This is a genomic window from Brevundimonas sp. ZS04 (assembly GCF_001956865.1).
In the GTDB taxonomy this organism is placed as follows: Bacteria; Pseudomonadota; Alphaproteobacteria; order Caulobacterales; family Caulobacteraceae; genus Brevundimonas; species Brevundimonas diminuta.
This window is the reverse complement of record NZ_MTHE01000002.1, coordinates 328,072-351,253: the sequence shown is the minus strand read 5'-3', so window position 1 is coordinate 351,253 and position 23,182 is coordinate 328,072. Positions and strand designations below refer to the sequence as shown.

Genomic DNA, 23,182 nt, shown 5'->3' with positions numbered 1-23,182 from the left:
CGCCTACATCGTGCCTCCACGACCACTGTGACGGCGATCTCGCGCACGCTGAAGACGGTCCAGACAGACCGTCAGGAGAGCGTAGTGCACGCCTGAACCGGACGTAGCCATTCGACTACGGCTTGCTGTTCGTCGGCCCGCCGGGCTCGGGCAAGTCGATGATGGCGGCGCGTCTGCCGGGCCTGCTGCCGCCGTTGACGCCGATGGAACGGCTGGAGACGTCGATGGTCTGGTCGGTGGCGGGGCTGATCGAGCGCGGAGGGCTGACGCGCGAGCGGCCGTTCAGAGCGCCGCATCATTCGGCGTCGATGGCGGCCCTGACCGGTGGCGGGCTGAAGGCCAAGCCGGGCGAGGCCTCCCTGGCGCACAACGGCGTGCTGTTCCTTGATGAACTGCCCGAGTACTCGCCCCAGGCGCTGGACAGCCTGCGCCAGCCGCTGGAGACGGGCGAGATCGTCGTGGCGCGGGCCAACGCCCATGTGCGCTATCCGGCGCGGTTCCAACTGGTGGCGGCGATGAACCCCTGTCGCTGCGGCGTGGGCGGGCCGGGGCGCGGCGCCTGCGGCAAGGCTCCGCGCTGCCAGAAGGATTACCAGAACCGCATCTCCGGCCCGATGTTCGACCGTATCGACCTGACGGTGGAGACGCCGGCGGTGACGGCCGCCGACATGATCCTGTCCGCCCCGGCCGAGGGCACGGCCGAAGCCGCCGCCCGCGTCGCCGCCGCCATGCAGATGCAGGAGGCCCGCATGGTGGAGGCGGGGCTGACGGGAATGCAGGCGCTCAACGCCAGGTCTTCGGGCGAGGCGTTGGAGCGGTTCGCCGCCCCGGATCAGGCGGGGCGCGCGCTGTTGATGAAGGCGGGCGAGGCCGGGGGGCTGACCGCGCGCGGCTGGACCCGCACCCTGCGTCTGGCGCGCACCATCGCCGATCTGGACGGCGCGGACGGCGCGCTGCGCCGCCATGTGGCCGAGGCGCTGATGTATCGACGCAGCACGGTCGGCGCCCATGAGGACTTCGACCGCCAGGCCAGTCGCCGCGCTTTATTTCCCGTGCAGGAAAGCGGGGCGGGACAAACGCCGTTCGTCTGGAATTAACCCCTCGGCCCTAGCGTGGCCTTATGGGACAGACCCGTCGCAAGCCGTCGCCGCAGAGCGACCTTTTCCCTGCCGCGCCCGAAGCGGGGCAGGCTGCGACGTCGACGCCTGAAGACGGCGCCTCGCCCGAGCACCAGTTCCTGCGGCTGATGAGCCATGAGATGCGCACGCCCCTGAACGGGGTGATCGGCATGCTGGGGCTGTTGTCGCGGACCCGTCTGGACGGCGCCCAGCGCGCCTATGCGGAGGCCGCGCAGAAGTCGGCCGAGCATCTGTTGGGCCTGGTCAACGACCTGCTGGACTACGCCCGGCTGGAGGCTGAGGCGCTGGAGTTCGATCCGGCGCCGGTCGAGCTGGAGGGTCTGGTGCGCGGCGTGGCCGAATTGCTGAGCCCGCGCGCGCACGACAAGGGGCTGGAGATCGTCTGGTCGGTGGCCGCCGAAGCCCCGGACGTCGTCGCCGACGAGGGCCGCCTGCGGCAGATCCTGTTCAACTTGGCGGGAAACGCCGTGAAGTTCACCGACCGGGGCGGGGTGCGCCTGGCGGTTGAGGCGGTCGGCGAACGCATGGAAGGGGCGCCTGCGCGCCTGGCCTTCATCGTCGACGACACCGGCCCCGGCGTGCCCGAAGAGGCGCGCGGCCGCATCTTTGAAGAATTCGGTCACGCCGACGTCTCGGACGCCGCCCGGTTCGACGGGGCGGGTCTGGGTCTGGCGGTGGTGCGGCGGCTGGCCCGCGCCATGGACGGCGAAGCCGTGGTCGAAGATCGGCCGGACGGCCCCGGCGCCCGCTTTCGCTTTGAAGCCGAGTTTCCGGTCGTGGTCGGCACCGAGGCGCGTGCGCGACTTCTGGACGGGCTGGTGGTGGCGGTCCGCACGCCGAATCCCTTCGTGCGCCGGGCGGCGACCGATCAGATCGAGGCCTCGGGCGGCCGTGTGGCTCGCCAGGCCGGGGTGACCCTGATCGATCATGCAGGCGCCGAAGGCGGAGCCCTGGCCGTTCGACCGGGCCAGGGTCAAGCCATCATCCTGCTGCGCCCATCCGAACGCGAACTGATCAGCCGCTATCGGGCGGCGGGCTTCTGCGGCTATCTGATCAAGCCCTTGCGCCGCGAGTCTCTGGCCGAGCGCGTCAGGGCGGCCGCCGCGCCGCGCCGGGGTCTGCCCACGCCGCCGGTCCGATCTGGCGACGATGATCGCGTGGCCCATGTGGCCTTCAAGGGCGTGCGGGTGCTGCTGGTCGAGGACAATCCGGTTGGCGCTCTTTTGGCCAAGACCCTGCTGCGGCGCGAGGGCTGCGTGGTCCAGACCGCCGCTGACGGCCAGGAGGCGCTGGACGCCTTGAAGGCGGCGCGCTTCGATCTGGTGTTCATGGACATGCGGATGCCGCGCCTGGACGGACCGAGCGCGGCGCGGGCGCTGCGGGCGCGCGGGGATCAGACGCCGATCATCGCCCTGACCGCCAACGCCTTCGCCGAGGATCGCGTCGCCTGTCTCGAGGCGGGAATGGATGATCATCTGGCCAAGCCGTTGGAGGCGGACGCCCTGCGCGTCGTCCTGGCCCGCTGGACGAACGCCGCCAACCGCGCCAAGGTCGCCGTTTCCTGATCTGCCAGTAGTCCGTCGTCCGTATCGCCCGGCGGCGCCCCGCCGGAGCCACGCATGACCGATTCCAAGACGCCCGCTTCCGAGGTCGCGGCGCTGCAGCCGTCGCCCAAAGGGCTGGGCGTGCTCAAGGCGGCGTTCCGCGAGCGGCGCACCCTGGCCATGTTGCTGCTCGGCTTCTCGGCCGGTCTGCCCTTCGCCATGCTGTTCGGCACCCTGAACGCCTGGCTGTCCGACGCGGGCGTATCGGTGGCGACGATCGGCGTCCTGTCGTGGGTCGGGCTGTTCGGCGCCTTCAAATTCCTGTGGTCGCCCGCGGTCGGACTGACGCCGCCGGTGATCGGCCGGATGGGCCGACGTCGGTCGTGGCTGATCCTGTGCCAGATCGTGCTGGCGGGCGCGCTTTTGACCATCTCCCTGTCGCATCCGGGAACGGGGGCCATCGTGGTGCTGGCGGGCGCCGCGGCCCTGGGCGCCTTCGCCTCGGCGACCCAGGATATCGTCATCGACACCTGGCGGATCGAGGTGGCGGACGAGCGGACGCCGGTGGACCTGCTGTCGACGGTCTATCAGCTGGGCTTCCGCACGGCGGCCCTGGTCGGCGGTGCGGGCGCCCTGGTGCTGGCCGATCAACTGGGCTGGTCGACGACCTTCGTCATCGGCGCGGGGCTGATGGGTCTGGGCGTTCTGGGCACGCTGATCGCACCCGAGCCCAAGGCGGCGCCGCGCGCCGCCATCGCGCGCGAACGCATCGGCTCGACGCGTCTGCGGATGACCGCCCTGTTCGTCACCCTGGCCGCCTGGGCCTGGGCGGCCTTCATGCTGGTGCGCTTCATGGTCACGGCTCTGACCGTCAAGCCTGCGCCCAGCGCCGGAGAGTTCACCGCCGTCTGGGGGCCGTGGATCGTCGGCATGGCGGTGATCCTGCCCGCCGTGCTGGCCGGGATCATCGTCTGGCGCGGGGGCAAGGCGGGGGCGGCGTCCGAGGCCGATCAGGGGCCGGCGCTCGCCAACACCCTGTATGACGCCATCCTGGCGCCGCTGGTCGAGCTGATGGGACGTCTGGGCTGGGGCGCGGTGATCGTGTTGGGGCTGATCCTGACCTACCGCATCACGGACGGCGTCTGGGGCCCGTTCGCCTTCCCCTTCTACATGGGGGACACGGGCGGGGCGCTGGGCCACACCAAGACCGAGATCGCCCTGGCGTCCAAGACCTTCGGCGTGGTCATGACCATCGTCGGCATCGCCCTGGGCGGATGGGCGCTGCTGGTCATCGGCCGGATGGCCAGTCTTCTGCTGGGCGCAGCCCTGTCGGCGGCGACCAATCTGCTGATGATGGACCTGGCTCTGGGGGCGCCGGTGATCGGCGGCTTCATGAGCGCGACCGGCCTCTACAAGCTGTTCGGCGCCTTCGGGGTAGGCGAGCCCCTGGCGCGGCTGATGTTGGCCATCGCGGGCGAGAACATCGCCGGCGGCTTCGCGGGCGCGGCCTTCGTCGCCTATCTGTCGGCCCTGTCGAACAAGATGTTCGGGGCGGTGCAGTTCGCCGTCTTCACCTCCCTGGCCCTGCTGATCGGCACCCTGGGGCGCGGGGCCCTGGGCGAACTGATCGAACGCCAGGGTTATGCCGCCATGTTCGTCATCGCCGCATGGCTGGGCGTGGTGGCGGTGGTCTTCTGTGCGATGGAATGGGGCCGCCAGACGATGGAGCGCCGCCGCCTCAACCTCGACGCCTAGGGGGGCGGAAATGCAAAGAGGCGGCCCGAAGGCCGCCTCTCGAGGTCGTCGTGATCAAGCGGAGGATCAGTCCTCGACTTCCACGCCCTCGGCGTAGGCGGCGAAGGTGGCGGCGGTGATGATCTCGCCGACCGAGGCGCCCAGGGGCACGATCTGCACCGACTTCTCCAGGCCGACCAGCAGGGGGCCGATCACCGTGGCGCCGCCCAGAGACTGGACCAGGCGGGTCGAGATGGCCGCCGAATGGATGGCCGGCATGACCAGGACGTTGGCGTCGCCGGTCAGGCGCATGAAGGGATAGTTGGCGCGGGCCTCGGAATTCAGCGCCAGAGCCGGCGGCATCTCGCCCTCGTACTCGAAGTCGACGTCCATCGAGTCCAGGATGCGGATGGCCTCGCGCACCTTTTCGCCGCGATCGCCGGGCGGGTCGCCGAAGGTCGAGTAGCTGAGGAAGGCCACGCGCGCTTTGCGGCCGAGCTTCTTGACCGTGGCGGCGGCCTTGACCGCGATCTCGGCCAGTTCGGCGGCGTTGGGCAGTTCGTGGATAGAGGTGTCGGCCACGAACAGGGTGCGGCCCTTGGCCAGCAGGATCGACAGGCCGATCATCCGGTCCGTGACGTCCAGGACGCGGCGGACCTCCTTCAGGGCCATGTTGAAGTTGCGGGTCACGCCGGTGACCATGCAGTCCGCCTCGCCGCGAGCGACCATGGCGGCGGCGAAGTAGTTGCGGTCCTGGTTGATCATGCGCTGGACGTCGCGGCGCAGATAGCCGCGACGCTGCAGGCGGGCGTACAGCCAGTCGACGTATTCGGCGTTTCGATCCGACACGCGGGCGTTCATGATCTGAATGCCCAATTCGTCGAAGTTCAGACCGGCTTCGGCGGCGTTGTGGCGGATCAACTCCTCGCGGCCGACCAGGATCGGCGTGCCCAGATCCGCCTGCTTGAAGGCCCATGCGGCGCGGATGACGACCTGTTCCTCGCCCTCGGCGAAGACGACGCGCTGCTTCGGACCCGAGCGCACGCTGGCCTGGATCTTCTGCATCAGGGCGGCGGACGGATCGACCCGCTGGCGCAGGGCGATGCGATAGGCCTCCATGTCCTTGATCGGCTTGCGCGCCACGCCGGTGTCCATCGCCGTCTGGGCGATGAAGGGTGGGATGTACCAGATCAGGCGCGGGTCGAACGGGGTGGGGATGATGTATTCAGGGCCGAACTTCAGCTTGCGGCCGCGATAGGCGGCGGCGACCTCGTCCGGCACGTCTTCGCGGGCCAGCGCCGCCAGGGCGTGGGCGCAGGCGATCTTCATTTCGTGGTTGATCTGACGCGCGCGCACGTCCAGCGCCCCGCGGAACAGATAGGGGAAGGCCAGGACGTTGTTGACCTGGTTCACATAGTCCGAGCGGCCGGTGGCGATGATGGCGTCCGAGCGCACCGACTTGACGTCTTCCGGCGTGATCTCGGGGTCCGGGTTGGCCATGGCGAAGATGATCGGATTGGGCGCCATGGAGGCGACCATCTCCTTGGAGATCGCGCCCTTGGCCGACAGGCCCAGCACCACGTCGGCGCCGACCATGGCCTCGGCCAGGGTGCGCAGCGGCGTGTCGGTGGCGTGCGCCGCCTGCCATTGGGAGACGTTGTCGCGGCCCTTGTAGATCACGCCCTGACGGTCGCAGATGACGGTGTTCTCGGCCTTGACGCCGGCGGCTTTCATCAGGGCGATGGACGACAGGCCCGCTGCGCCGGCGCCCGACAGGACGACCTTGAGGTCTTCCAGCTTCTTGCCGACGATATGGGCCGCGTTGATCAGGCCGGCGGTCGAGATGATGGCCGTGCCGTGCTGGTCATCGTGGAAGACGGGGATGTCCAGCAGATCCTGCAGCTGGGCTTCGATCTCGAAGCATTCGGGGGACTTGATGTCCTCCAGGTTGATGCCGCCCCAGGTGTCGCCGATGTTCTTAACCACGGTGACGAATTCATCCGGATCGGTGGTCTTCACCTCGACATCGAAGCTGTCGACGTCGGCGAAGCGCTTGAACAGCACCGACTTGCCTTCCATCACCGGCTTGGACGCCATGTGGCCCAGGTTGCCCAGGCCCAGGATGGCGGTGCCGTTCGAGATGACGGCGACCATGTTGCCCTTGGCGGTGTAGTCGTAGGCCTTGTCCGCATCGGCGGCGATGGCCAGGACCGGCACGGCCACGCCCGGCGAATAGGCCAGCGACAGGTCGCGCTGGGTCGCCATCGGCTTGGTCGGGGCCATGGAGATCTTGCCCGGCGTCGGATCGCTGTGGAACTCCAGAGCGTCGTCGTCGGAGAAGGTCTGTTTATCGGTCAATTCGGGCATTTCGATCTCGGGAAGGGGCGGGCGCATTTCGTTCCTAGATCGTGGGATGGGCGGGGACAACCGCTGACGCTGGGTCAAGGCCGATTGCGTGGTTTCTCCGTCACGCGGCAGGCAGGAAGCCGGTCCCTTCGACCTCGACCGGGCCCGTCATGAAAACGTGGCCGGACGCCTCGTCCCAGTCGATGGTCAGTTCGCCGCCGTCGACCGTCACGGCGGCCTTTCGGTCGGTCAGGCCGCGCCGCGCCGAGGCGACCAGGGCCGCGCAGGCGCCGGTGCCGCAGGCCAGGGTCAGGCCTGCTCCACGCTCCCACACCCGCAACCGAATGTGATCGCGGGCCAGCACGTCAGCGAAGCCGACGTTGACCCCTTCGGGGAACAGGGGGTGGTGCTCGACCAGGGAGCCGGAGCCGCGCACGAAGGCGTCGTCCAGCCGGTCGGTGAAGAAGACGACGTGGGGATTGCCCATCGACACCGCGCCCGGCGTGTGCAGCACGGGGGCGTCGATCGGTCCGACCTGAAGCTCGATGCCGCGCGTGTCCATGTCTTCCGACAGCGGCACCTGGGACCAGTCGAGGCGCGGCGCGCCCATGTCCACGGTGACTTGATGGGTCGCGGCCGTCGATCCTTCGGGGTCTCCAGAGCCGACGCGGCCCGCCGCCCGGCGCGCCGTGGTCGGTCCGCCCAGGGTGTCGATGACCACCTCTTCCTTGTCGGTCGCCTGCAGCAGCAGCCAGCCGACGCAGCGCAGGGCGTTGCCGCAGGTCTCGACCATGGAGCCGTCGGCGTTCCAGACCCGCATGAAGGCGTCGGCCGTCTCGGACGGTTCGACGCCGATCAACTGGTCGAAGCCGCCCAGACCCGCCGCCGGATCGGCCAGGGCGCGCACCTGATCCTCGGTCGGGTGGAAGGGTTCTTCGAAGGCCTGGACGACGATGAAGGCGTTTCCGGCGCCGTTCATGCGGATGTAGGGTCGGGCGGGCTGGCTCATGATCGCCTTCATATAGGATTTTTCGCCGGTTCATGTATCGGTGGCGGCGATGACGTCTGACCAGAGCCAAACCGCCAAATCCGACGGGCTGCGGCTGAGGGCGCGCCTGCGCTACCTCTATCACGGCTCCCAGCCGGCGGCGGTGAAGTTCCGCCTAATGGTCATCGTCATCGACCTGGCCATCATCGGCTTCTTCCTGGCCACGCCGATCCTGAAGGAGGCGGGCTGGGCCTTCTATGTCTTGGACTATCTGATCGCCGCCGTTCTGGGGCTGGATCTGGCGGCGCGGGCCTATGCCTATTCCGACATCCGGTCGTGGTTGAAGCGGCCGATCGTCTGGGTCGATCTGTTCGTTCTGGCGACGCTGTTGTTCCCGGCCTGGCTGGCCAATCTGGGCTTCCTGCGGTTGCTGCGGTTCTGGAGCCTGCTGAACAGCGACCTGTTCTGGCGCACCATCGGCCGCCGCTTCGACGACACGCGGGTCGAGGAGGTCACACGGGCCCTGACCGCCCTGGTCACCTTCGTCTTCGTCGTGACCGGCTTCGTCTACGCCTATTTCAGGGGCAAGGCCGAGCACATCAACGGCTATCTGGACGCCCTCTATTTCACCGTCGCCACCCTGACGACGACAGGCTTTGGTGACATCACCCTGCCGGGCAATTGGGGGCGGGTCATCTCCATCGTCGTCATGCTGGTGGGCATCACCCTGTTCATCCGCCTGGCCCAGACCCTGATCCGGCCGCACAAGGTCAAGTTCCCCTGCCCCACCTGCGGGCTTCAGAAGCACGATCCCGACGCCGTTCACTGCAAGGCCTGCGGCCAGATCCTGTGCATCCCCGACGACGGCGACTGAGGCGCGCCCTGCGGCGAAAGATTACAAGCCTGTAAGATTACAGACGCTTGCCCCCTGCCCTCGCTCTCGCCAAGGTGCCGCGCGAAAACATTCGTCCGTTGGGGGACACATATGACCATCCGCTCGCTGGCGTCCGTCGCCGCCCTTCTTCTCGCCGCCGGAGCCGCACCCGTCGCCATGGCCCAAGCCACCGTTTCCGCAAGCGCCGCCTCGACGGCTCCGGGCTTCGCCGCCAGCGACGCGACCGACCCCTACATCTGGCTGGAGGAGGTCGAGGGCGATCGCGCCATGGAGTGGGTCAAAGCGCACAACGAGACCTCTCTGGGCGTGCTGCAGGGCGATCCGCGCTATGAGGGCCTGCACCAGCAGGCGCTGGACCTGGTGCAGTCGCGCGACCGCATCCCCTCGCCCGGCTTCACCCACGACGGCCACGTCGACAACTTCTGGCAGGACGCCGAGCATGTGCGCGGCATCTGGCGCCGCACGACGTTGGATTCCTACCGCACCGACGCGCCGCAGTGGGAGACCATCCTGGACATCGACGCCCTGTCGGCGGCCGAGGGCGCTAACTGGGTCTATAAAGGCGCGTCCTGCCTGCCGCCGGACGAGCGTTACTGCCTGATCTCCCTGTCGAACGGCGGCAAGGACGCGGTGACGGTCCGCGAGTTCGACAGCGTCACGAAAACCTTTGTGGAGGGCGGCGTCAGCCTGCCGGAATCCAAGGGCGGCGCCAGCTGGATCGACAAGGACACCCTGCTGATCTCGCGCGACTTCGGCGAGGGCTCGCTAACGGACTCGGGCTATCCGCGCACGGTGCGTCTGATGAAGCGCGGCCAGAGCGTCGATCAGGCGGTCGAGGTCTTCGCCGGTCAGCAGACCGACGTCTCGGTTTCGGGCTACACCCTGCGCGACGCCGACGGCGTGGTGCAGGCGGTGCTGCTGAACCGGGGGATCAACTTCTATGAGAGCGAGACCTGGCGCCTGAACGCCGACGGCTCGACGACCAAGCTGGAGCTGCCGCTCAAGTCCAACATCAACGCTCTGGTCGCCGGCCAGCTGGTGGTGACGACGGACCAGGACTGGACCGCGCCGTCGGGCCAGGACTTCAAGACCGGCGACGTGATCGCCTGGAACCTGCAGGCCTGGCTGGCCGATCCCAAGACCCCGGCGCAACTGGTGATCCGTCCCGGCGAGCGCGAGGCGATCGAGGGGATCAACGCCACCCGCAACAAGCTGGTCGTCGCCCTGTACGAGAACGTGCGCGGCTCGGTCTATGTCTATGACCCGGCCGACTGGAGCCGCACGCGCCTGGACTTGCCGCAGAACGTCTCGGTCGGCGTCGGCTCGGCCTCGGAGCGCGACGACAAGATCTTCGTCAGCGTCACCGGCTATCTGAACCCGTCCAGCCTCTATCTGGCCGATGCGGCGACCGGCGCGGTCGCCCTGACCAAGGCTCTGCCGGACAAGTTCGACGCCAGCGGCATGCGCGTCGATCAGTTCGAGGCGCGCAGCGCCGACGGGACGATGATCCCCTATTTCGTCGTCCACAAGGACGCCATGGCGTTGGACGGCTCGAATCCGACGCTGCTGTACGGCTACGGCGGTTTCCAGTCGTCGTTGCTGCCCGGCTATTCGCCGACGGTCGGCAAGCTGTGGCTGGAGCGCGGCGGCGTCTATGTCATCGCCAACACCCGCGGCGGCGGCGAGTTCGGACCCAAGTGGCACCAAGCGGCCCAGCAGGAAAACCGCCAGCGCGCGCACGAGGACTTCCAGGCCGTGGCCCAGGATCTGATCACGCGCGGCGTCACCTCGCAGCCGCACCTCGGGATCATGGGCGGCTCGCAAGGCGGCCTGTTCATGGGCGCCATGCTGACCCAGCGCCCGGACCTGATCAATGCGGCGGTCATCCAGGTGCCCCTGTTCGACATGCTGCGCTTCCACAAGCTGCTGGCCGGCGCCTCGTGGATCGGCGAGTACGGCAACCCGGACATCCCGGAACAGCGCGCCTGGATCGAGGAATACTCGCCCTATCAGCGTCTGGCGGCGGGCCAGCCTTATCCGGAAGTCTTCATCCACACCTCGACCAAGGACGACCGCGTCCACCCCGGCCACGCCCGCAAGGCGGCGGCGCGGATGGAGGAGTTGGGCTATCCGGTGCTCTTCTATGAAAACGTCGACGGCGGTCACGCGGCCGGCGCCAACCTGCGCGAAACGGCCCGCCGCATCGCGCTGGAATACACCTATCTGACCCGTCGGCTGATGGATCAGCCGGCCCAGCGGTAATCGACGGAGCCCGAGATCATGATGAAGTCCCTGTTTCTGTCCGTCGCCCTGCCCGCCCTGATGCTGGCCGCCGCGCCCGCTCTAGCTGAGAGCGTCGCGTCCGATCCCGCCGCCGCCTCGGCGACGACCCTGCCGCCGCACTTCCCGCGCGACCTGTCGCCCGAGGGGGTCAAGGCCGCCGACGATCATCTGGCGCTGGAAGAGGTGGACGGCGCCGAGGCCCGCGCCTTCGTCGCCGCCTCGAATGAAAAGGCCCTGGCGGCCCTGACCGGCGACCGCCGCTATGAGCCCTTCCGCCAGCAGGCCGAGGCCATCCTGACCGCGACCGACCGCATCCCCGGCGTCAGCTTCCTGGGCGAAGGCCTGGGGAATTTCTGGCAGGACGCGGCCAATCCCAAGGGCGTCTGGCGCCGCACGACGCTGGACTCCTATCGCACGGCCCAGCCCCAGTGGGAGACCCTGCTGGACATCGACGCCCTGGCCAAGGCCGAGGGCAAGGACTGGGTGTTCAAGGGCGCCAACTGCCTGGCGCCGGACGAGACCCGCTGCCTGATCAACCTGTCGGACGGCGGCAAGGACGCCGTGACGGTGCGCGAGTTCGACCTGACGACCAAGCGGTTCGTGGACGGCGGCTTCGTCATCCCCGAGGGCAAGCACCGCATCAGCTGGCTGGACCGCGACACCCTGCTGATCGCCACCGACTTCGGTCCCGGCAGCCTGACGGAGTCGGGCTATCCCTTCATCGTCAAATCTCTGACGCGCGGCCATCCGCTGGCCCACGCGACCGAGGTCTATCGCGGCCAGCAGGGCGACGGCGGCTACGGCGTCTCTCCCATGGTGTTCCGCGACAAGGCGGGCGCGGTCGAGGCCGTGCTGTTCAGCCGCCCGCTGGACACCTTCCGGTCGGAAATCTGGGCTTTGGGCTCCGACGGCAAGCCCTACAGGCTCAACCTGCCAGAGCGCGTGGCGGTTCAGGGCGTGCTGGGCGGCAAGCTGATCTTCTCGCCCGAACAGGCGTGGAGCTTCGACGGTCAGGATTATGCCGCCGGGTCTCTGGTCGCCATGCCGATGGGCGTGCTGGGCGACGTGCGCCAGAGCATCCGCATCGACGCGAAGACGGCGACCATCTTCGCCCCGGGCGCGCGTCAGTCCCTGCAGAACGTCAGCGTGTTCGAGGACAGCATCGTCGCCGTCATCGCCGACAATGTCGTCGGCACGCTGAAGCGCTTCGTCCCGACGGCTGACGGCTGGACCGCGACCGACATCGCAGTGCCCGCCAACAGCGCCGTGGGCCTGGGCGACAGCTCCAAGGCCAAGGGCCAGGTCTTCGTCTCGACGCAAGGCTTCCTGACGCCGCCGACCCTCAGCCTGGCCGATGTCGCCACCGGCGTCCTGAGCGAGCTGAAATCGGCCCCGGCCAAGTTCGACGCCTCGACCCATGTGGTCGAGCAGTTCGAGGCGACCTCGACCGACGGGACGAAGATTCCCTATTTCGTCACCCGGCCCAAGAATCTGGCGATGGACGGGACCGGCCCGACCATCCTGTTCGGCTATGGCGGCTTCCAGGCCAGCTTCCCGCCCGCCTACAAGCCCGAGATGGGCAAGCTGTGGCTCGAGAACGGCGGCGTCTTCGTCCAGGCCAACATCCGCGGCGGCGGAGAGTTCGGCCCCGGCTGGCACCAGGCGGCCCTGCGCGAGAACCGCCAGCGCGCCTTCGACGACTTCGCCGCCGTGGCCCGCGATCTGGAGCAGCGGCGCATCACCAGCCCGCGCCATCTGGGCATCTACGGCCGCTCGAACGGCGGGGTGCTGACCTCGGTGTCCATCACCCAGCACCCGGAGCTGTTCAATGCGGCGGTCATCGAAAGCCCGCTGATCGACATGCTGCGCTATCAGGAGCTGCCGGCGGGCGCCTCGTGGATGGGCGAATACGGCGATCCGCGCATTCCGGGCGACGCCGAATTCATCGCCCGCTATTCAGCCTATCAGCAGCTGCGGCCCGAGGTGAAGTATCCGCGCGTCTACATCACCACCAACACGCGCGACGATCGGGTCCACCCCGGCCACGCCCGCAAGTTCGCGGCGCGCCTGGGCGACCTGGGCCACGACCACCTCTATTTCGAGGACACGGCGGGCGGTCACTCCAACGACGCGGATCCGGTCGCCAACGCCCGACGCTGGGCGCGGCACTATGTCTATCTGGCTCAGCAGTTGATGGACTGACGGGCTTTACCGGCCTTCGGTCTGCTTGAGCGCGAAGGCCGATCGATGGCGTGGAACGCCGCTCACGCATTTATGAGCGGCGTTATCGGGCCGAGGGGATAGGATCGCCGTCATGATGGCACGGGGCCTGTTCAGGTACGGGATGACGGCGGCGGCCGCGGGCGTGGGTCTGCTGGCCGTCGCCGCCGCGCCGTCGCGCGAGCGCGACGCCCCGGTCCAGCCGGTGGTGGTCGAACTGTTCACCGCCCAGGGCTGCTCGGGCTGTCCCGACGCCAACCGCACGGTCGAGACGGTGGCCCAGGATCCGGGCGTGATCGTCCTGACCTACGGCGTCGACTACTGGGACTATTTGGGCTGGTCCGACACCTTCGCCCGGCCCGAGTTCGCCGAGCGCCAGCGCGCCTATCGTCAGGCCTTGAAGTTGCGGAACGTCTCGACGCCGCAGGTGGTGATCGACGGACGTCGTCATGTCTCGGGCGCGCGCTCGCCGGAGCTGAAGGCGGCGGTCGAGGCCGAGGCGCAGGGCCGGGGCTGGCCGCCCGAGATCGAGTTCCGCGAAACCGGCGACCGGGTCGGCATCGGTTCGGGCCGCCCGCCGCGTGGCGGGGCTGAAGTCGTCGCCGTCGTCTATCGGCCGGGCCAGCAGACGGTCGAGGTCAAGGGCGGCGACAATCGCGGCCGGGCCGTGACCCACGTCAATGTGGTGCGCGAGGTGCGCCGTCTGGGCGACTGGAACGGCCGGCCCGTGCTGTTCCCCCTGCCCCAGGACGCAGGGATCGATGAAGGGGTGGTGGTGCTGTTGCAGGCCAAGGACGATCGTCGCATCCTGTCGTCCGCTGCGCGTCCGGAAACGGGGCGCGATTGAACCGCTGACGGAAAAGGTCTAAAGGCCCGCCGCTCTTGATGGGCGCGCGCCTCCTCGCGCGACCCGGAGAACATTGCATGGTCGGGGATACGCCCCGCGGCGACGCCGCGCCAACCGCCAACGCCTCCTCTTCTGCGAACGCCCAGACTCCGCCTTCCGGCGGGGCGCACGGCCATGGCGGAGGCAAGGCCAGTCACCGCGCCCTGATCCTGGGCGCCATCGGCGTGGTCTTCGGCGACATCGGCACCAGCCCGATCTACGCCCTGCGCGAGGCGACGGCCCACGCCCAGAAGGGCGTCGGCGGCGACCTGGCGATCATCGGCGTGGTGTCGCTGGCCTTCTGGGCGCTGATGGTCGTCGTGACGTTCAAATACGTCATGTTCCTGATGCGGGCCGACAACAAGGGCGAGGGCGGCACCCTGTCGCTGATGGCCCTGGCCCAGCACGCCATCGGTCGACGCAGCGCCTGGCTGTTCGTCCTGGGCGTCTGCGGCGCGGCCCTGTTCTACTCCGACGGCGTCATCACGCCCGCCATCTCGGTCCTGTCGGCCGTCGAAGGCCTGCAGGAGGCGCCCGGCCTGAACGGGCGGTTGGACCCCTTCATCCTGCCGCTGGCGGCGGGCATCCTGATCGCCCTCTTCCTGGTGCAGTCGCGCGGCACGGCAGGGCTGGCCAAATTCTTCGGCCCCATCACCCTGATCTGGTTCCTGTCGCTGGGCCTGCTGGGCGTGGTCCATATCTTCGACGACCTGTCGATCCTGAAGGCCCTGTCGCCCTACTATGGGATCAAGCTGCTGATCGCCGACGGCTTCCTCGGTTTCGTCATCCTGGGCAGCGTCTTCCTGGCCGTCACCGGGGCCGAGGCGCTGTATGCGGACATGGGCCATTTCGGCAAGGCGCCGATCCGCCAGAGCTGGCTGTTCATCGTCCTGCCGTGCCTGACGCTCTGCTATCTCGGCCAGGGCGCCTTCCTGCTGTCGCACCCCGGCGCGGCGGACAATCCCTTCTGGAACATGGTGCCGCAGCTGGCCTATTGGCCCATGCTGATCCTGGCCACGGCGGCCACGGTGATCGCCAGCCAGGCGATGATCACGGGCGCCTTCTCGGTCACGCAGCAGGCGGTCCAGCTGGGCCTGTTGCCGCGTATCGACATCCGCAACACCTCCGAGACCCAGGCCGGTCAGATCTATGTCCCGGCGATCAACAGCCTGCTGCTCGTCGGGGTGCTGTTCGTCCTGGTCAGCTTCCAGTCGTCGCACAATCTGACGGCGGCCTATGGCGTGGCGGTGACGGGGACCATGATGGTCAACACCCTGATGGCCTTCACCGTCGTGCGTCACAAGTGGAAGTGGTCGTGGTGGGCCATCCTGCTGACCCTGGTGCCGTTCGGCTTCATCGACGCGGTCTTCCTGACTTCCAACCTGCTGAAAATCCCGGCGGGCGCGTGGATGCCGCTGGTGCTGGGCGGGGGCTTGGTCATGCTGATGTGGACCTGGGTGCGCGGCTCCCAGATCCTGGCCGACAAGACGCGCAAGGACAGCCTGCCGCTGAATGATCTGATCGAGATGCTGCGCGCCCGTCCGCCGCACCGGGCGCCGGGCACGGCCATCTTCCTGACCTCGGACCCGGACGTGGCGCCCGTGGCCCTGATGCACAACCTCAAGCACAATAAGGTGCTGCACGAGAAGAATATCATCCTGACCGTGCATACGTCCGACCGGCCGCGCGTGCCGGACCTGCAAAGGGTGGCGGTCGAGCCGATCAGCGATGATTTCAAGCGTCTGACCCTGACCTTCGGCTATATGGAGACGCCGAACGTGCCGCGCGCCCTGGGTCTGTGTCGCAAGCAGGGGCTGAAGTTCGACATCATGTCGACCAGCTTCTTCCTGGGCCGTCGCTCGGTCGTTCCTTCCGCCCGCCAGGGCATGCCTCTGTGGCAGGACAAGCTGTTTATCTTCCTGATGCGTAACGCCGCCAATCCGACCGACTTCTTCCGCATTCCGCCCGGCCGCGTGGTCGAGCTCGGCACCCAGGTGTCGGTGTGAGCGGGAGCGCGCCCAAGGGCAGAAGCTCCGCCGCGCGCGGTCGCCGCATCGCCGAAAAGGCGCGCGGGCCGCGTCGTGAATCGACCCGGCAGCCCGTCGCGGACGATCCGCACGCCGACATCGGCGTCGAGGCGCGGCTGGTGGCGGGCATCCTTCTGAACGCGGCGCTGGAGAAGCGCACGGGTCTGGACGAGGCCCTGTCGCAATCGCCCGCGCGCGACCTGCCGCCTCAGGACCGGGCCTTCGCCCGCGCCGTGGCCATGGCGGCCCTTCGCCGTCTGGGCGAGATCGACCAGATCCTCGAGCGTCGTCTGCAGAAGGCGACGCCGCTGGCGGTCATGACCATCCTGCGCGTCGCCCTGGCCCAGACCCTGGTGCTGGAGACGCCCGCTTTCGCCGCAGTGTCTACTGCGGTGAAGCTGGCCGAGCGCGACGCCAAGACGCGGCCGTACAAGAATCTGGTCAACGCCGTGCTGCGCGGCGTCGGCCGTGACGGCCCCGGCCTGACTACGGCCGAATCCAACCTGCCCGACTGGCTGGCTCAGCGTTGGAAGGCGACCTATGGTGAGGCGGCTCTGATCGGCTTGGCCCTGGCCACGCGCGAGGAGCCCGCGACCGATTTGACGGCCAAGCCGGGCGTCGATCCGGCCGAACTGGCGGCGTCGGTCGAGGGCGAAGCCCTGCCTGGCGGCACGGTCCGCACGGGCAAGCGCGGCGACGTCGCCGCCTGGCCAGGTTTCGAGGCCGGCGACTGGTGGGTTCAGGACGCGGCCGCGGCCGTCCCCGCCCGCCTGCTGGCGGTCAAGGCGGGCGAGACGGCGCTGGACCTGTGCGCCGCGCCGGGCGGAAAGACGCTGCAACTGGCCGCCGCCGGGGCGGAGGTCGTCGCTCTGGACCGCTCCGAAACGCGCCTGAAACGTCTGCGCCAGAATTTCGAGCGCATGAAGCTCAAGGCCGAGGTCGTCGCCGTCCCGGCTGAGGACTGGGAAGACGACCGCACGTTCGATGCGGTTCTGTTGGACGCGCCCTGCACGGCCACCGGCACCTATCGCCGCAACCCCGAAGTTCTGCGCGCCACCCGCCCCGCTGACGTGGCCAAGCTGGCCGATGTGCAGCATCGCCTGCTGGACGCGGCCGCCCAGAAGGTGAAGCCGGGCGGCCGTCTGGTCTATTGCGTCTGCTCGCTGGAACGCGAAGAGGGCGAGACGCAGGTCATCGCCTTCCTGCGCCGCAACCCGGCCTTCCGCACCGTTGCCGCTGTTCCCGCCGAAGTCGGCGCTCCGGACGAGGCGCTGACGCCCGAGGGCTGGCTGCGCATTCTGCCCTCGCAGTGGGCCGAGAGGGGCGGGCTGGACGGCTTCTTCGCCGCCAAGCTGGAGCGGATCGCGGACTAGGCCGATGAGCGCGAATCTTTGCAATCGCTACGCCGGTCTGGCGGCGCGGGTCTATGATCTGGACAAGCCGATCGGCCGATCCTTCGGCGACGTGGAATTCTATACGCGCCGGTTGGAAATCCGCGACGGACCCGTGCTGGAGCCGGCGGTCGGTTCCGGTCGCGTGCTGGTCCCTCTGCTCGAGGCCGGGTTCGACGTCACGGGTTTCGACGCCTCTGCGGCCATGTTGGACCTGTGTCGGGCGGCATGCGAGGCGCGAGGTCTGAGGGCGGAGCTGTCTGTGGCCCGCTTTGACGACTTCTCCTATGCGACGCGCTTTGGCGCGGTCGTTCTTCCCGCCGGCTCATTCCAGCTGATCGCCACGGCCCAGGAAGGTCTGGCGGCGCTGAAGCGCTTCCATGACCATCTGCAGCCGGGCGGCCGTCTGATCCTCGACCTTGATCCCGTCTCCGCTGTCTTGGCGCCGCTGGGACCGACGCGGCGCTGGACCGATGCGAACGGCGACCTACTGACCCTCGCCGAGGAACGCATCGATTCCGATCTGCTGAACCAGACGGTCGTCTCGCATCTTCGCTATGATCTTTGGACGGACGGTCGTCTGAGCGCATCGGAGCTGGAGCTGTTCGCCCTACGCTGGTGGAGCGTCGAGGAGATGCGGCTGGCGTTGGGTGCGGCGGGTTTCGTCGATGTCATCGTCTCCGGGGGCTACGAGCACGGGCGGCTCCCGCGACGCGAGGATGACGTCATCACCTTCGAGGCGCGGCGCCCTTTGTAACATCGCAAATCGGACTGACGTCGTCCTCAGTCCTCGTCGTCCTCGATGGCGTGGATCTGGTCGTCGTCCAGGCCCAGGTGGTGGCCGATCTCATGGATCAGGACGTGGGCGATGATCTCGGCCAGGCCGACGTCGCCGCGCTCGCACCATTCGTCGAGGATGGGGCGGCGGTAGAGGAAGACGCGCGACGGCTCCGGCGCCGGACCCATGGCGTCGCGTTCGCCGATGTGGACGCCGGAATAGAGGCCGGTCAGCTCGAAGGGGTCTTCGATCTCCAGATCACGCAGGATCTCTTCGTCGGCGAAGTCGTCGACGCGGATGACGACGTCTCCGGCCGCCTGGCGAAACAGGTCGGGCAGGCCAGCGAAGGCCTGTTCGGCCAGGCGGGCGAAATCGTCGAGCGAGGGGGCGAGCTGGTCGGTCCAGGGCGTGGTCATGTCGGGGATATCGCCCGCGCCGCGTCGGGCCGCAATCGCAGAGGCGGCCGCGCGTGCATGGGCCGCATCGTAATTCGCCCAATCAGAGTATGGTAAACGGCGAATCGGCCTGTCCTGAAGGGCGGCCGGACATGGATCGATTTTCTGGGGAAGGCATGGCCGAGGCGGATCTCGCGGCCGACATCGCCTTTGCGGCCACGGCGGGGGCGGCGGGGCTGGCGCTGGCGGTCAGCGTCTGGGCCTGGCGCCTGCGCGCCCGGCTGGTCGCGCGCGCGGTCGAGGTCGAGGACGGCCTTGCGGGCGCCCGGATGCAGGCGGAGGCGGGAGCGACCGCCCTTATGGCGTTCGACGACGTGCGCCTGGGCCTGGGGCCTGACGGCGAGATCGAGACCGTCTTCGGCGCGTCGGACGTGCTGGCGGCCTTGGCTCCGGGCCAGGACGCGGCGGGGGCCGCCGAAGCCGTCCTGTCTGCGCTCAAACAATCGCACACCGGCCGTATGGAGGCCCTGATCGGCGCCGGAGAGGCGTTCGAGACCCTGCTGGAGACTTCTGACGGAACCTGGGCCGTCGAAGGGCGGCCGCACGGCGGCGGGGCCTGGCTGCGGCTGTCGCGCCTGGGCGGTCCCGATACGGGCGGCGAAGCCGGGCCGGGCGCCCTAGCCGAGCAATCCCCTGCGCCGACCTGGGTGGTCGACGGGGCGGGCCATCTGATCTGGGCCAACAGCGCCTGGCTGCTGGAGACGGGCGCCGAGACGCTGGACGAGGCGCGCAGCCGGACCTTGAGCTTCGACCGAGGGGCAGACGCCGTGGTGGCCGAGGCCCTGCGCCTGAACGCGCGTCAGGAAGGCTTCCGCTGGACCACGGCGGGCGGGCGTCGCCGGGCGTGGAAGATCCTGGCCGAGCCGCTGGCCGGCGGGCGCGGCGCCGTCATCGCCTTCGCCATCGAGATGACTGAGGCCGAAGAGACGCGCGACACCTTGCGCCGCCATGTCGAGGCCCATGACGAGACGCTGAACCACCTGGCCGACGCCGTGGCCATCTTCGGCCCGTCCAAGCGGCTGGCCTTCCACAACACCGCCTTCCAGTCGTTGTTTGGGGTCGATTCGGCCTGGCTGGACGAGCGCCCGACCCACGCCGAACTGCTGGATCGCCTGCGCCAGAAGCGTCTGCTGCCCGAAGTCGTCGACTATGCGGCGTGGAAGGCCGAGGAGCTGGACTTCTACGGCGCCGCCCAGGCCTCGCCGGACGACAGCTGGTCCCTGCCCGACGGGCGGACGCTGCGGGTGGTGCGCCAGCCGCACCCGCTGGGCGGCATTCTGCTGATCTTCTCGGACATCACCGGCGAGCTGCAGCTTCGCAGCCGCTACAACGCCCAGATTCAGGTCCAGCGCGCGACGCTGGACAAGCTGAACGACGCCGTGGCCGTGTTCGGCTCGGACGGACGACTGCGGCTGCACAACGAAGCCTTCGAGACCTTCTGGGGCGTGGCGGGCGAGCGACTGATGGAGGCGGGCGACTTCGACGCCGTGGCCGCCCTGTGCCGTCCGGTCCTGCCCGACGCCGCCCTGTGGCTGGGGCTGAAGGCGCGGGTGGCCGATCCTGATCCCGAAAGCCGCGTGGCCATCTCCGGCGAGGGCCGCACCGAGGACGGCCGCATCGCCGCCTGGCAGACGCGCCCCCTGCCCGACGGCGCCACCCTGGTCGCCTTCTTCGACGTGACCGCCCGGCGCGAGCTGGAACAGGCCCTGGCCGCCAAGGAGGCCGCCCTGGCCGAAAGCCAGGCCCTGAAGCGCGAGTTCGTCGGCAGCGTCTCCTATGAACTGCGCACCCCGCTGACGACCATCGTCGGCTATTCGGAACTGCTGGAGGCGATGGGCGACCTGCCCGAGCGCAGCCGCCAGCACGCGGGCGCCATCCGCGTGGCGGCCAGCCATCTGGCGCGCTCCATCGACGACGTGCTGGACATGGCGCAGATCGACGCCGGCGAGATGGAGCTGACCCTGGGCGACGTGCGGGTCTGCGACCTGCTGGACGAGGCGGCGGAAAAGATCAGGGCCAAGGTCGAGGGCCGCGGCGCGACGCTGCACCTGGCCTGTCCGACGGGGCTGAAGCCGATCCGCGCCGACGCCCGCCGCATCGCCCAGGCGGTCGATCACCTGCTGGAGAACGCCTGCCGCGCGGTGTCCGAAGGCGGCGCGGTCAGCCTGACCGCCGAGGCGGGGCCGGGCGAGGTCCGCATCCGCGTCGAGGACACCGGCCGAGGCATCCCCTATCACCTGCAGGCCCACGTCTTCGATCGCTTCGTGCGGCGCGAGCGCGGCGGGCCGGGCGTGGCCCTGGCTCTGGTTAAGGCCCTGGTCGAACTGCACGGCGGCTGGGCCGAGGTTCAGTCGGAACCGGGCAAGGGGGCGGCCTTCATCCTGCACCTGCCGGTCGAGGCGACGGCGCCGACCGCCGCGCCGGAATTGCTGCTGGGCTGATCTGAACCGCCCAGTCGTGCTAGAGGGCGTGTCCAAGCCCTCCAGGACGTCCTCATGGCCGACACGACCCGCCCCCTGCTCAAGACCGCCGTCATCTATGATTTCGACGGCACCCTCGCCCGGGGAAACATGCAGGAGGTCAGCTTCATCCCCTCGATCGGGATGACGCCGGCCCAGTTCTGGAACGAGACCGTCCGCCCACGGACCATCGCTTCGGACGGCGACGGCATCCTGATGTACATGCAGATGATGCTGCTGGCCGCGCGCGAACAGGGCGCGCCGGTGACGCGGCAGACGCTGCGCGACCACGGGCGCGACGTGGCTCTGTTCGAGGGCCTGCGCGATCGCTCCTGGTTCGACCGGATGAACGCCTTCGGCGCCCAGTTCGGGTTGGAGATCGAGCACTACATCATCTCGGCGGGCCTGACCGAGATGATCGAGGGCTGCCCCATCGCCGAGGCCTTCACCCACGTCTTCGCCTCGAAATACGCCTATGACGAGGACGACGTGGCGGTCTGGCCCGCCGTGGGGGTCAACTACACGACCAAGACCCAGTATCTGTTCCGCATCAACAAGGGGGTGCACAACCACTGGGAGGATGAACGCATCAACCGCTTCATCCCGGACGAGGAGCGCCCCATCCCCTTCGACCGGATGATCTTCCTGGGCGACGGCGACACCGATGTGCCGACCATGAAGATGATGCACACCAAGGGCGGCTTCTCCATCGCCGTCTACGACCCTGACAGCACCCCGCGCGACCACGACAAGATTCATCGCCTGATCTCGGAGGACCGGGTCAACTTCGTCGCGGCGGGCGACTATCGCGAAGGCTCGCCGGTCGATCTGATCGTCAAGGGCCTGATCGGCCGCATCGCCGTCAACTACGGCCGGATGCCGGCGGACTGAGGCGCCGGTCGGCGTCCAGCTGAAACACGAGGTCGGCGCGAACCCCGCCCGCCAGCATATGGCGGGTGATCCGCTCGAAATGCTGGATGAAGACGGCCAGTTCGGCGCGCCGCGCGGACGGCAAGTCGGCGGGCGGCAGGCCCATCAGCCTCGCCTCCTGTTCACAGCGCCAGTCCAGTACGGCGTCGAAGGACGGCGCCTTGAGGAACAGCACCGCGTCGAAGCGGGAGAAGGCTTCAGCATAAGGGCCGGCCAGGGCGGCGTTGGCGGCGCGTCGCCATGTCCCCTGCCCGTCTCGTTCGGCCTCCAGGGCGTTGACGGGCGCGGCGAGGTCAGCCTCGGCCTGCGGCGTCGCGCCCAGGCACCAGCCGTCGACCAGCACCGCCGACGGGCGGCCCGCAAACACAGGCCAGTCCGTTTTGGGCGCGCGATCATCGGCCAGCTTGTCGAAGGCGGGAAGCGGCGTGCGGCTGTCGGCGCCGGCGGCGCGCAGGGCGGCCAGGGTTCGCTCCAGCAGGCCCAGATCATGCGTCCCCGGCGGGCCGCGTACGGCGAACAGGGGATGGACCTCGCGGGCCAGGGCCTGGCGCTCGGCCCCGGTCAGATAGACGTCGTCTAGCGACAGATACGCGGTCCCCAGCCGTTCGGCCGCCGCGCGGGCCAGGGTGGTCTTGCCCGAGCCTTGCGCGCCGGCGATCCCGATCAGAGGAATGTGGTCCGGCCGGGCATGGAGGGCGGCCAGAGACCCGACCGCGTCCAGCAGTCGGGCGTCGATCATCTCAGTGCTGGCTTTCCGGCAGGCGCACGATCAGGCCGTCCAGATCATCGGTGACGCGGATCTGGCAGGACAGGCGGCTGTTCGGCTCGACGTTCTCGGCGAAGTCCAGCATGGACTCTTCCATGGCCGAGGGGCGGCCCGTCTCGGCGGCGAAATTCTCGTCGACATAGACATGGCAGGTGGCGCAGGCGCAGGCGCCGCCGCAATCGGCGTCGATGCCCGGCACATTGTTGCGGATCGCGCCCTCCATCACGGACAGGCCTTTCTTGACCTCGACCGTGTGCTCGGTTCCGTCGTGCTCGATGTAGGTGATCTTGGGCATGGAAGCGGTCTTAACTCTGGATGCGGGGTTGGCAAGCCTTGCTACG

The 23,182-nt window shown here is 68.9% G+C and carries 16 protein-coding genes and 1 pseudogene; 12 read left to right on the top strand and 5 right to left on the bottom strand.

Features of this window, described 5'->3' with window-relative positions; translation table 11 throughout:
- Positions 1 to 116: 116 nt before the first annotated feature.
- The 3 genes and pseudogenes from BJP32_RS04770 to BJP32_RS04760 form a co-directional block, all read left to right on the top strand.
- Positions 117 to 1,097 (top strand): annotated as a pseudogene (locus BJP32_RS04770) (ATP-binding protein); the annotation flags it as partial.
- A 23-nt stretch (positions 1,098 to 1,120) separates the two neighbouring features.
- On the top strand, positions 1,121 to 2,704 hold the full coding sequence (locus tag BJP32_RS04765) for a response regulator (RefSeq protein ID WP_083673873.1): 1,584 nt from the start codon (positions 1,121 to 1,123) through the stop codon (positions 2,702 to 2,704).
- Between the two features lie 54 nt (positions 2,705 to 2,758).
- Positions 2,759 to 4,438 (top strand): beta-lactamase induction signal transducer, encoded by a 1,680-nt coding sequence (locus BJP32_RS04760; protein WP_052748001.1) that lies wholly within the window; start codon positions 2,759 to 2,761, stop codon positions 4,436 to 4,438.
- Positions 4,439 to 4,504: 66 nt separating this feature from the next.
- On the opposite strand, the gene BJP32_RS04755 is transcribed toward BJP32_RS04760, so the two are convergent.
- A complete protein-coding gene (locus BJP32_RS04755; protein WP_003166513.1) occupies positions 4,505 to 6,784 on the bottom strand; it encodes an NADP-dependent malic enzyme in 2,280 nt (759 codons plus the stop codon).
- Positions 6,785 to 6,884: 100 nt separating this feature from the next.
- Positions 6,885 to 7,772 (bottom strand): diaminopimelate epimerase, encoded by an 888-nt coding sequence (dapF, locus tag BJP32_RS04750; protein WP_046652859.1) that lies wholly within the window; start codon positions 7,770 to 7,772, stop codon positions 6,885 to 6,887.
- Between the two features lie 49 nt (positions 7,773 to 7,821).
- Here dapF and BJP32_RS04745 point away from each other — a divergent pair, with 49 nt between their 5' ends.
- The 7 genes from BJP32_RS04745 to BJP32_RS04715 all read left to right on the top strand — a co-directional run bounded on the left by BJP32_RS04745 (position 7,822) and on the right by BJP32_RS04715 (position 18,210).
- On the top strand, positions 7,822 to 8,625 hold the full coding sequence (locus BJP32_RS04745) for a potassium channel family protein (protein WP_040346413.1): 804 nt from the start codon (positions 7,822 to 7,824) through the stop codon (positions 8,623 to 8,625).
- A 111-nt stretch (positions 8,626 to 8,736) separates the two neighbouring features.
- Positions 8,737 to 10,908: a prolyl oligopeptidase family protein gene (locus tag BJP32_RS04740; RefSeq protein WP_046652648.1), complete on the top strand. Its 2,172-nt coding sequence runs from the start codon at positions 8,737 to 8,739 to the stop codon at positions 10,906 to 10,908.
- An 18-nt stretch (positions 10,909 to 10,926) separates the two neighbouring features.
- The gene (locus BJP32_RS04735; protein ID WP_083673871.1) at positions 10,927 to 13,131 is read left to right on the top strand and encodes a prolyl oligopeptidase family protein; all 2,205 of its coding nucleotides are present in this window, start codon (positions 10,927 to 10,929) and stop codon (positions 13,129 to 13,131) included.
- Between the two features lie 112 nt (positions 13,132 to 13,243).
- Positions 13,244 to 13,996, top strand: coding sequence for a thioredoxin family protein (locus BJP32_RS04730; protein ID WP_076223105.1), 753 nt, complete (start codon positions 13,244 to 13,246; stop codon positions 13,994 to 13,996).
- Positions 13,997 to 14,073: 77 nt separating this feature from the next.
- Positions 14,074 to 16,041: a potassium transporter Kup gene (locus tag BJP32_RS04725; RefSeq protein WP_003166508.1), complete on the top strand. Its 1,968-nt coding sequence runs from the start codon at positions 14,074 to 14,076 to the stop codon at positions 16,039 to 16,041.
- On the top strand, positions 16,038 to 17,435 hold the full coding sequence (locus tag BJP32_RS04720) for an RsmB/NOP family class I SAM-dependent RNA methyltransferase (RefSeq protein WP_088491478.1): 1,398 nt from the start codon (positions 16,038 to 16,040) through the stop codon (positions 17,433 to 17,435). The genes BJP32_RS04725 and BJP32_RS04720 overlap by 4 nt, the downstream gene beginning before the upstream one ends.
- 4 nt (positions 17,436 to 17,439) lie before the next feature.
- On the top strand, positions 17,440 to 18,210 hold the full coding sequence (locus BJP32_RS04715; RefSeq protein WP_076223103.1) for a class I SAM-dependent methyltransferase: 771 nt from the start codon (positions 17,440 to 17,442) through the stop codon (positions 18,208 to 18,210).
- 26 nt (positions 18,211 to 18,236) lie between these two features.
- On the opposite strand, the gene BJP32_RS04710 is transcribed toward BJP32_RS04715, so the two are convergent.
- Positions 18,237 to 18,647 (bottom strand): metallopeptidase family protein, encoded by a 411-nt coding sequence (locus BJP32_RS04710; RefSeq protein ID WP_003166506.1) that lies wholly within the window; start codon positions 18,645 to 18,647, stop codon positions 18,237 to 18,239.
- Between the two features lie 131 nt (positions 18,648 to 18,778).
- On the opposite strand from BJP32_RS04710, the gene BJP32_RS04705 reads away from it, so the two are divergent.
- Both BJP32_RS04705 and BJP32_RS04700 read left to right on the top strand, forming a co-directional pair.
- The gene (locus BJP32_RS04705) at positions 18,779 to 21,127 is read left to right on the top strand and encodes an ATP-binding protein (protein WP_369822378.1); all 2,349 of its coding nucleotides are present in this window, start codon (positions 18,779 to 18,781) and stop codon (positions 21,125 to 21,127) included.
- A 54-nt stretch (positions 21,128 to 21,181) separates the two neighbouring features.
- Entirely contained in the window at positions 21,182 to 22,036 is an 855-nt protein-coding gene (locus tag BJP32_RS04700) for an HAD family hydrolase (protein ID WP_003166504.1), read from the top strand.
- Here the strand turns inward: BJP32_RS04700 and BJP32_RS04695 are convergent.
- Together BJP32_RS04695 and BJP32_RS04690 are read right to left on the bottom strand one after the other, a co-directional pair.
- Positions 22,008 to 22,814, bottom strand: a complete 807-nt coding sequence (locus BJP32_RS04695) for a kinase (protein WP_076223100.1) — start codon at positions 22,812 to 22,814, stop codon at positions 22,008 to 22,010. The genes BJP32_RS04700 and BJP32_RS04695 overlap by 29 nt on opposite strands.
- 1 nt (position 22,815) lies before the next feature.
- A complete protein-coding gene (locus BJP32_RS04690; RefSeq protein WP_003166502.1) occupies positions 22,816 to 23,136 on the bottom strand; it encodes a 2Fe-2S iron-sulfur cluster-binding protein in 321 nt (106 codons plus the stop codon).
- Between the last annotated feature and the right edge of the window lie 46 nt (positions 23,137 to 23,182).

Excerpts from the sequence above, each read along its gene's own strand:
- BJP32_RS04760 (WP_052748001.1), top strand. The coding sequence starts at position 2,759 with ATGACCGATTCCAAGACGCCCGCTTCCGAGGTCGCGGCGCTGCAGCCG.
- BJP32_RS04755 (WP_003166513.1), bottom strand. The coding sequence starts at position 6,784 with ATGCCCGAATTGACCGATAAACAGACCTTCTCCGACGACGACGCTCTG.
- BJP32_RS04765 (WP_083673873.1), top strand. The coding sequence starts at position 1,121 with ATGGGACAGACCCGTCGCAAGCCGTCGCCGCAGAGCGACCTTTTCCCT.
- BJP32_RS04745 (WP_040346413.1), top strand. The coding sequence starts at position 7,822 with ATGACGTCTGACCAGAGCCAAACCGCCAAATCCGACGGGCTGCGGCTG.
- dapF (WP_046652859.1), bottom strand. The coding sequence starts at position 7,772 with ATGAGCCAGCCCGCCCGACCCTACATCCGCATGAACGGCGCCGGAAAC.
- BJP32_RS04705 (WP_369822378.1), top strand. The coding sequence starts at position 18,779 with ATGGATCGATTTTCTGGGGAAGGCATGGCCGAGGCGGATCTCGCGGCC.
- BJP32_RS04730 (WP_076223105.1), top strand. The coding sequence starts at position 13,244 with ATGATGGCACGGGGCCTGTTCAGGTACGGGATGACGGCGGCGGCCGCG.
- BJP32_RS04690 (WP_003166502.1), bottom strand. The coding sequence starts at position 23,136 with ATGCCCAAGATCACCTACATCGAGCACGACGGAACCGAGCACACGGTC.
- BJP32_RS04735 (WP_083673871.1), top strand. The coding sequence starts at position 10,927 with ATGATGAAGTCCCTGTTTCTGTCCGTCGCCCTGCCCGCCCTGATGCTG.
- BJP32_RS04695 (WP_076223100.1), bottom strand. The coding sequence starts at position 22,814 with ATGATCGACGCCCGACTGCTGGACGCGGTCGGGTCTCTGGCCGCCCTC.
- BJP32_RS04725 (WP_003166508.1), top strand. The coding sequence starts at position 14,074 with ATGGTCGGGGATACGCCCCGCGGCGACGCCGCGCCAACCGCCAACGCC.
- BJP32_RS04715 (WP_076223103.1), top strand. The coding sequence starts at position 17,440 with ATGAGCGCGAATCTTTGCAATCGCTACGCCGGTCTGGCGGCGCGGGTC.
- BJP32_RS04710 (WP_003166506.1), bottom strand. The coding sequence starts at position 18,647 with ATGACCACGCCCTGGACCGACCAGCTCGCCCCCTCGCTCGACGATTTC.
- BJP32_RS04740 (WP_046652648.1), top strand. The coding sequence starts at position 8,737 with ATGACCATCCGCTCGCTGGCGTCCGTCGCCGCCCTTCTTCTCGCCGCC.
- BJP32_RS04700 (WP_003166504.1), top strand. The coding sequence starts at position 21,182 with ATGGCCGACACGACCCGCCCCCTGCTCAAGACCGCCGTCATCTATGAT.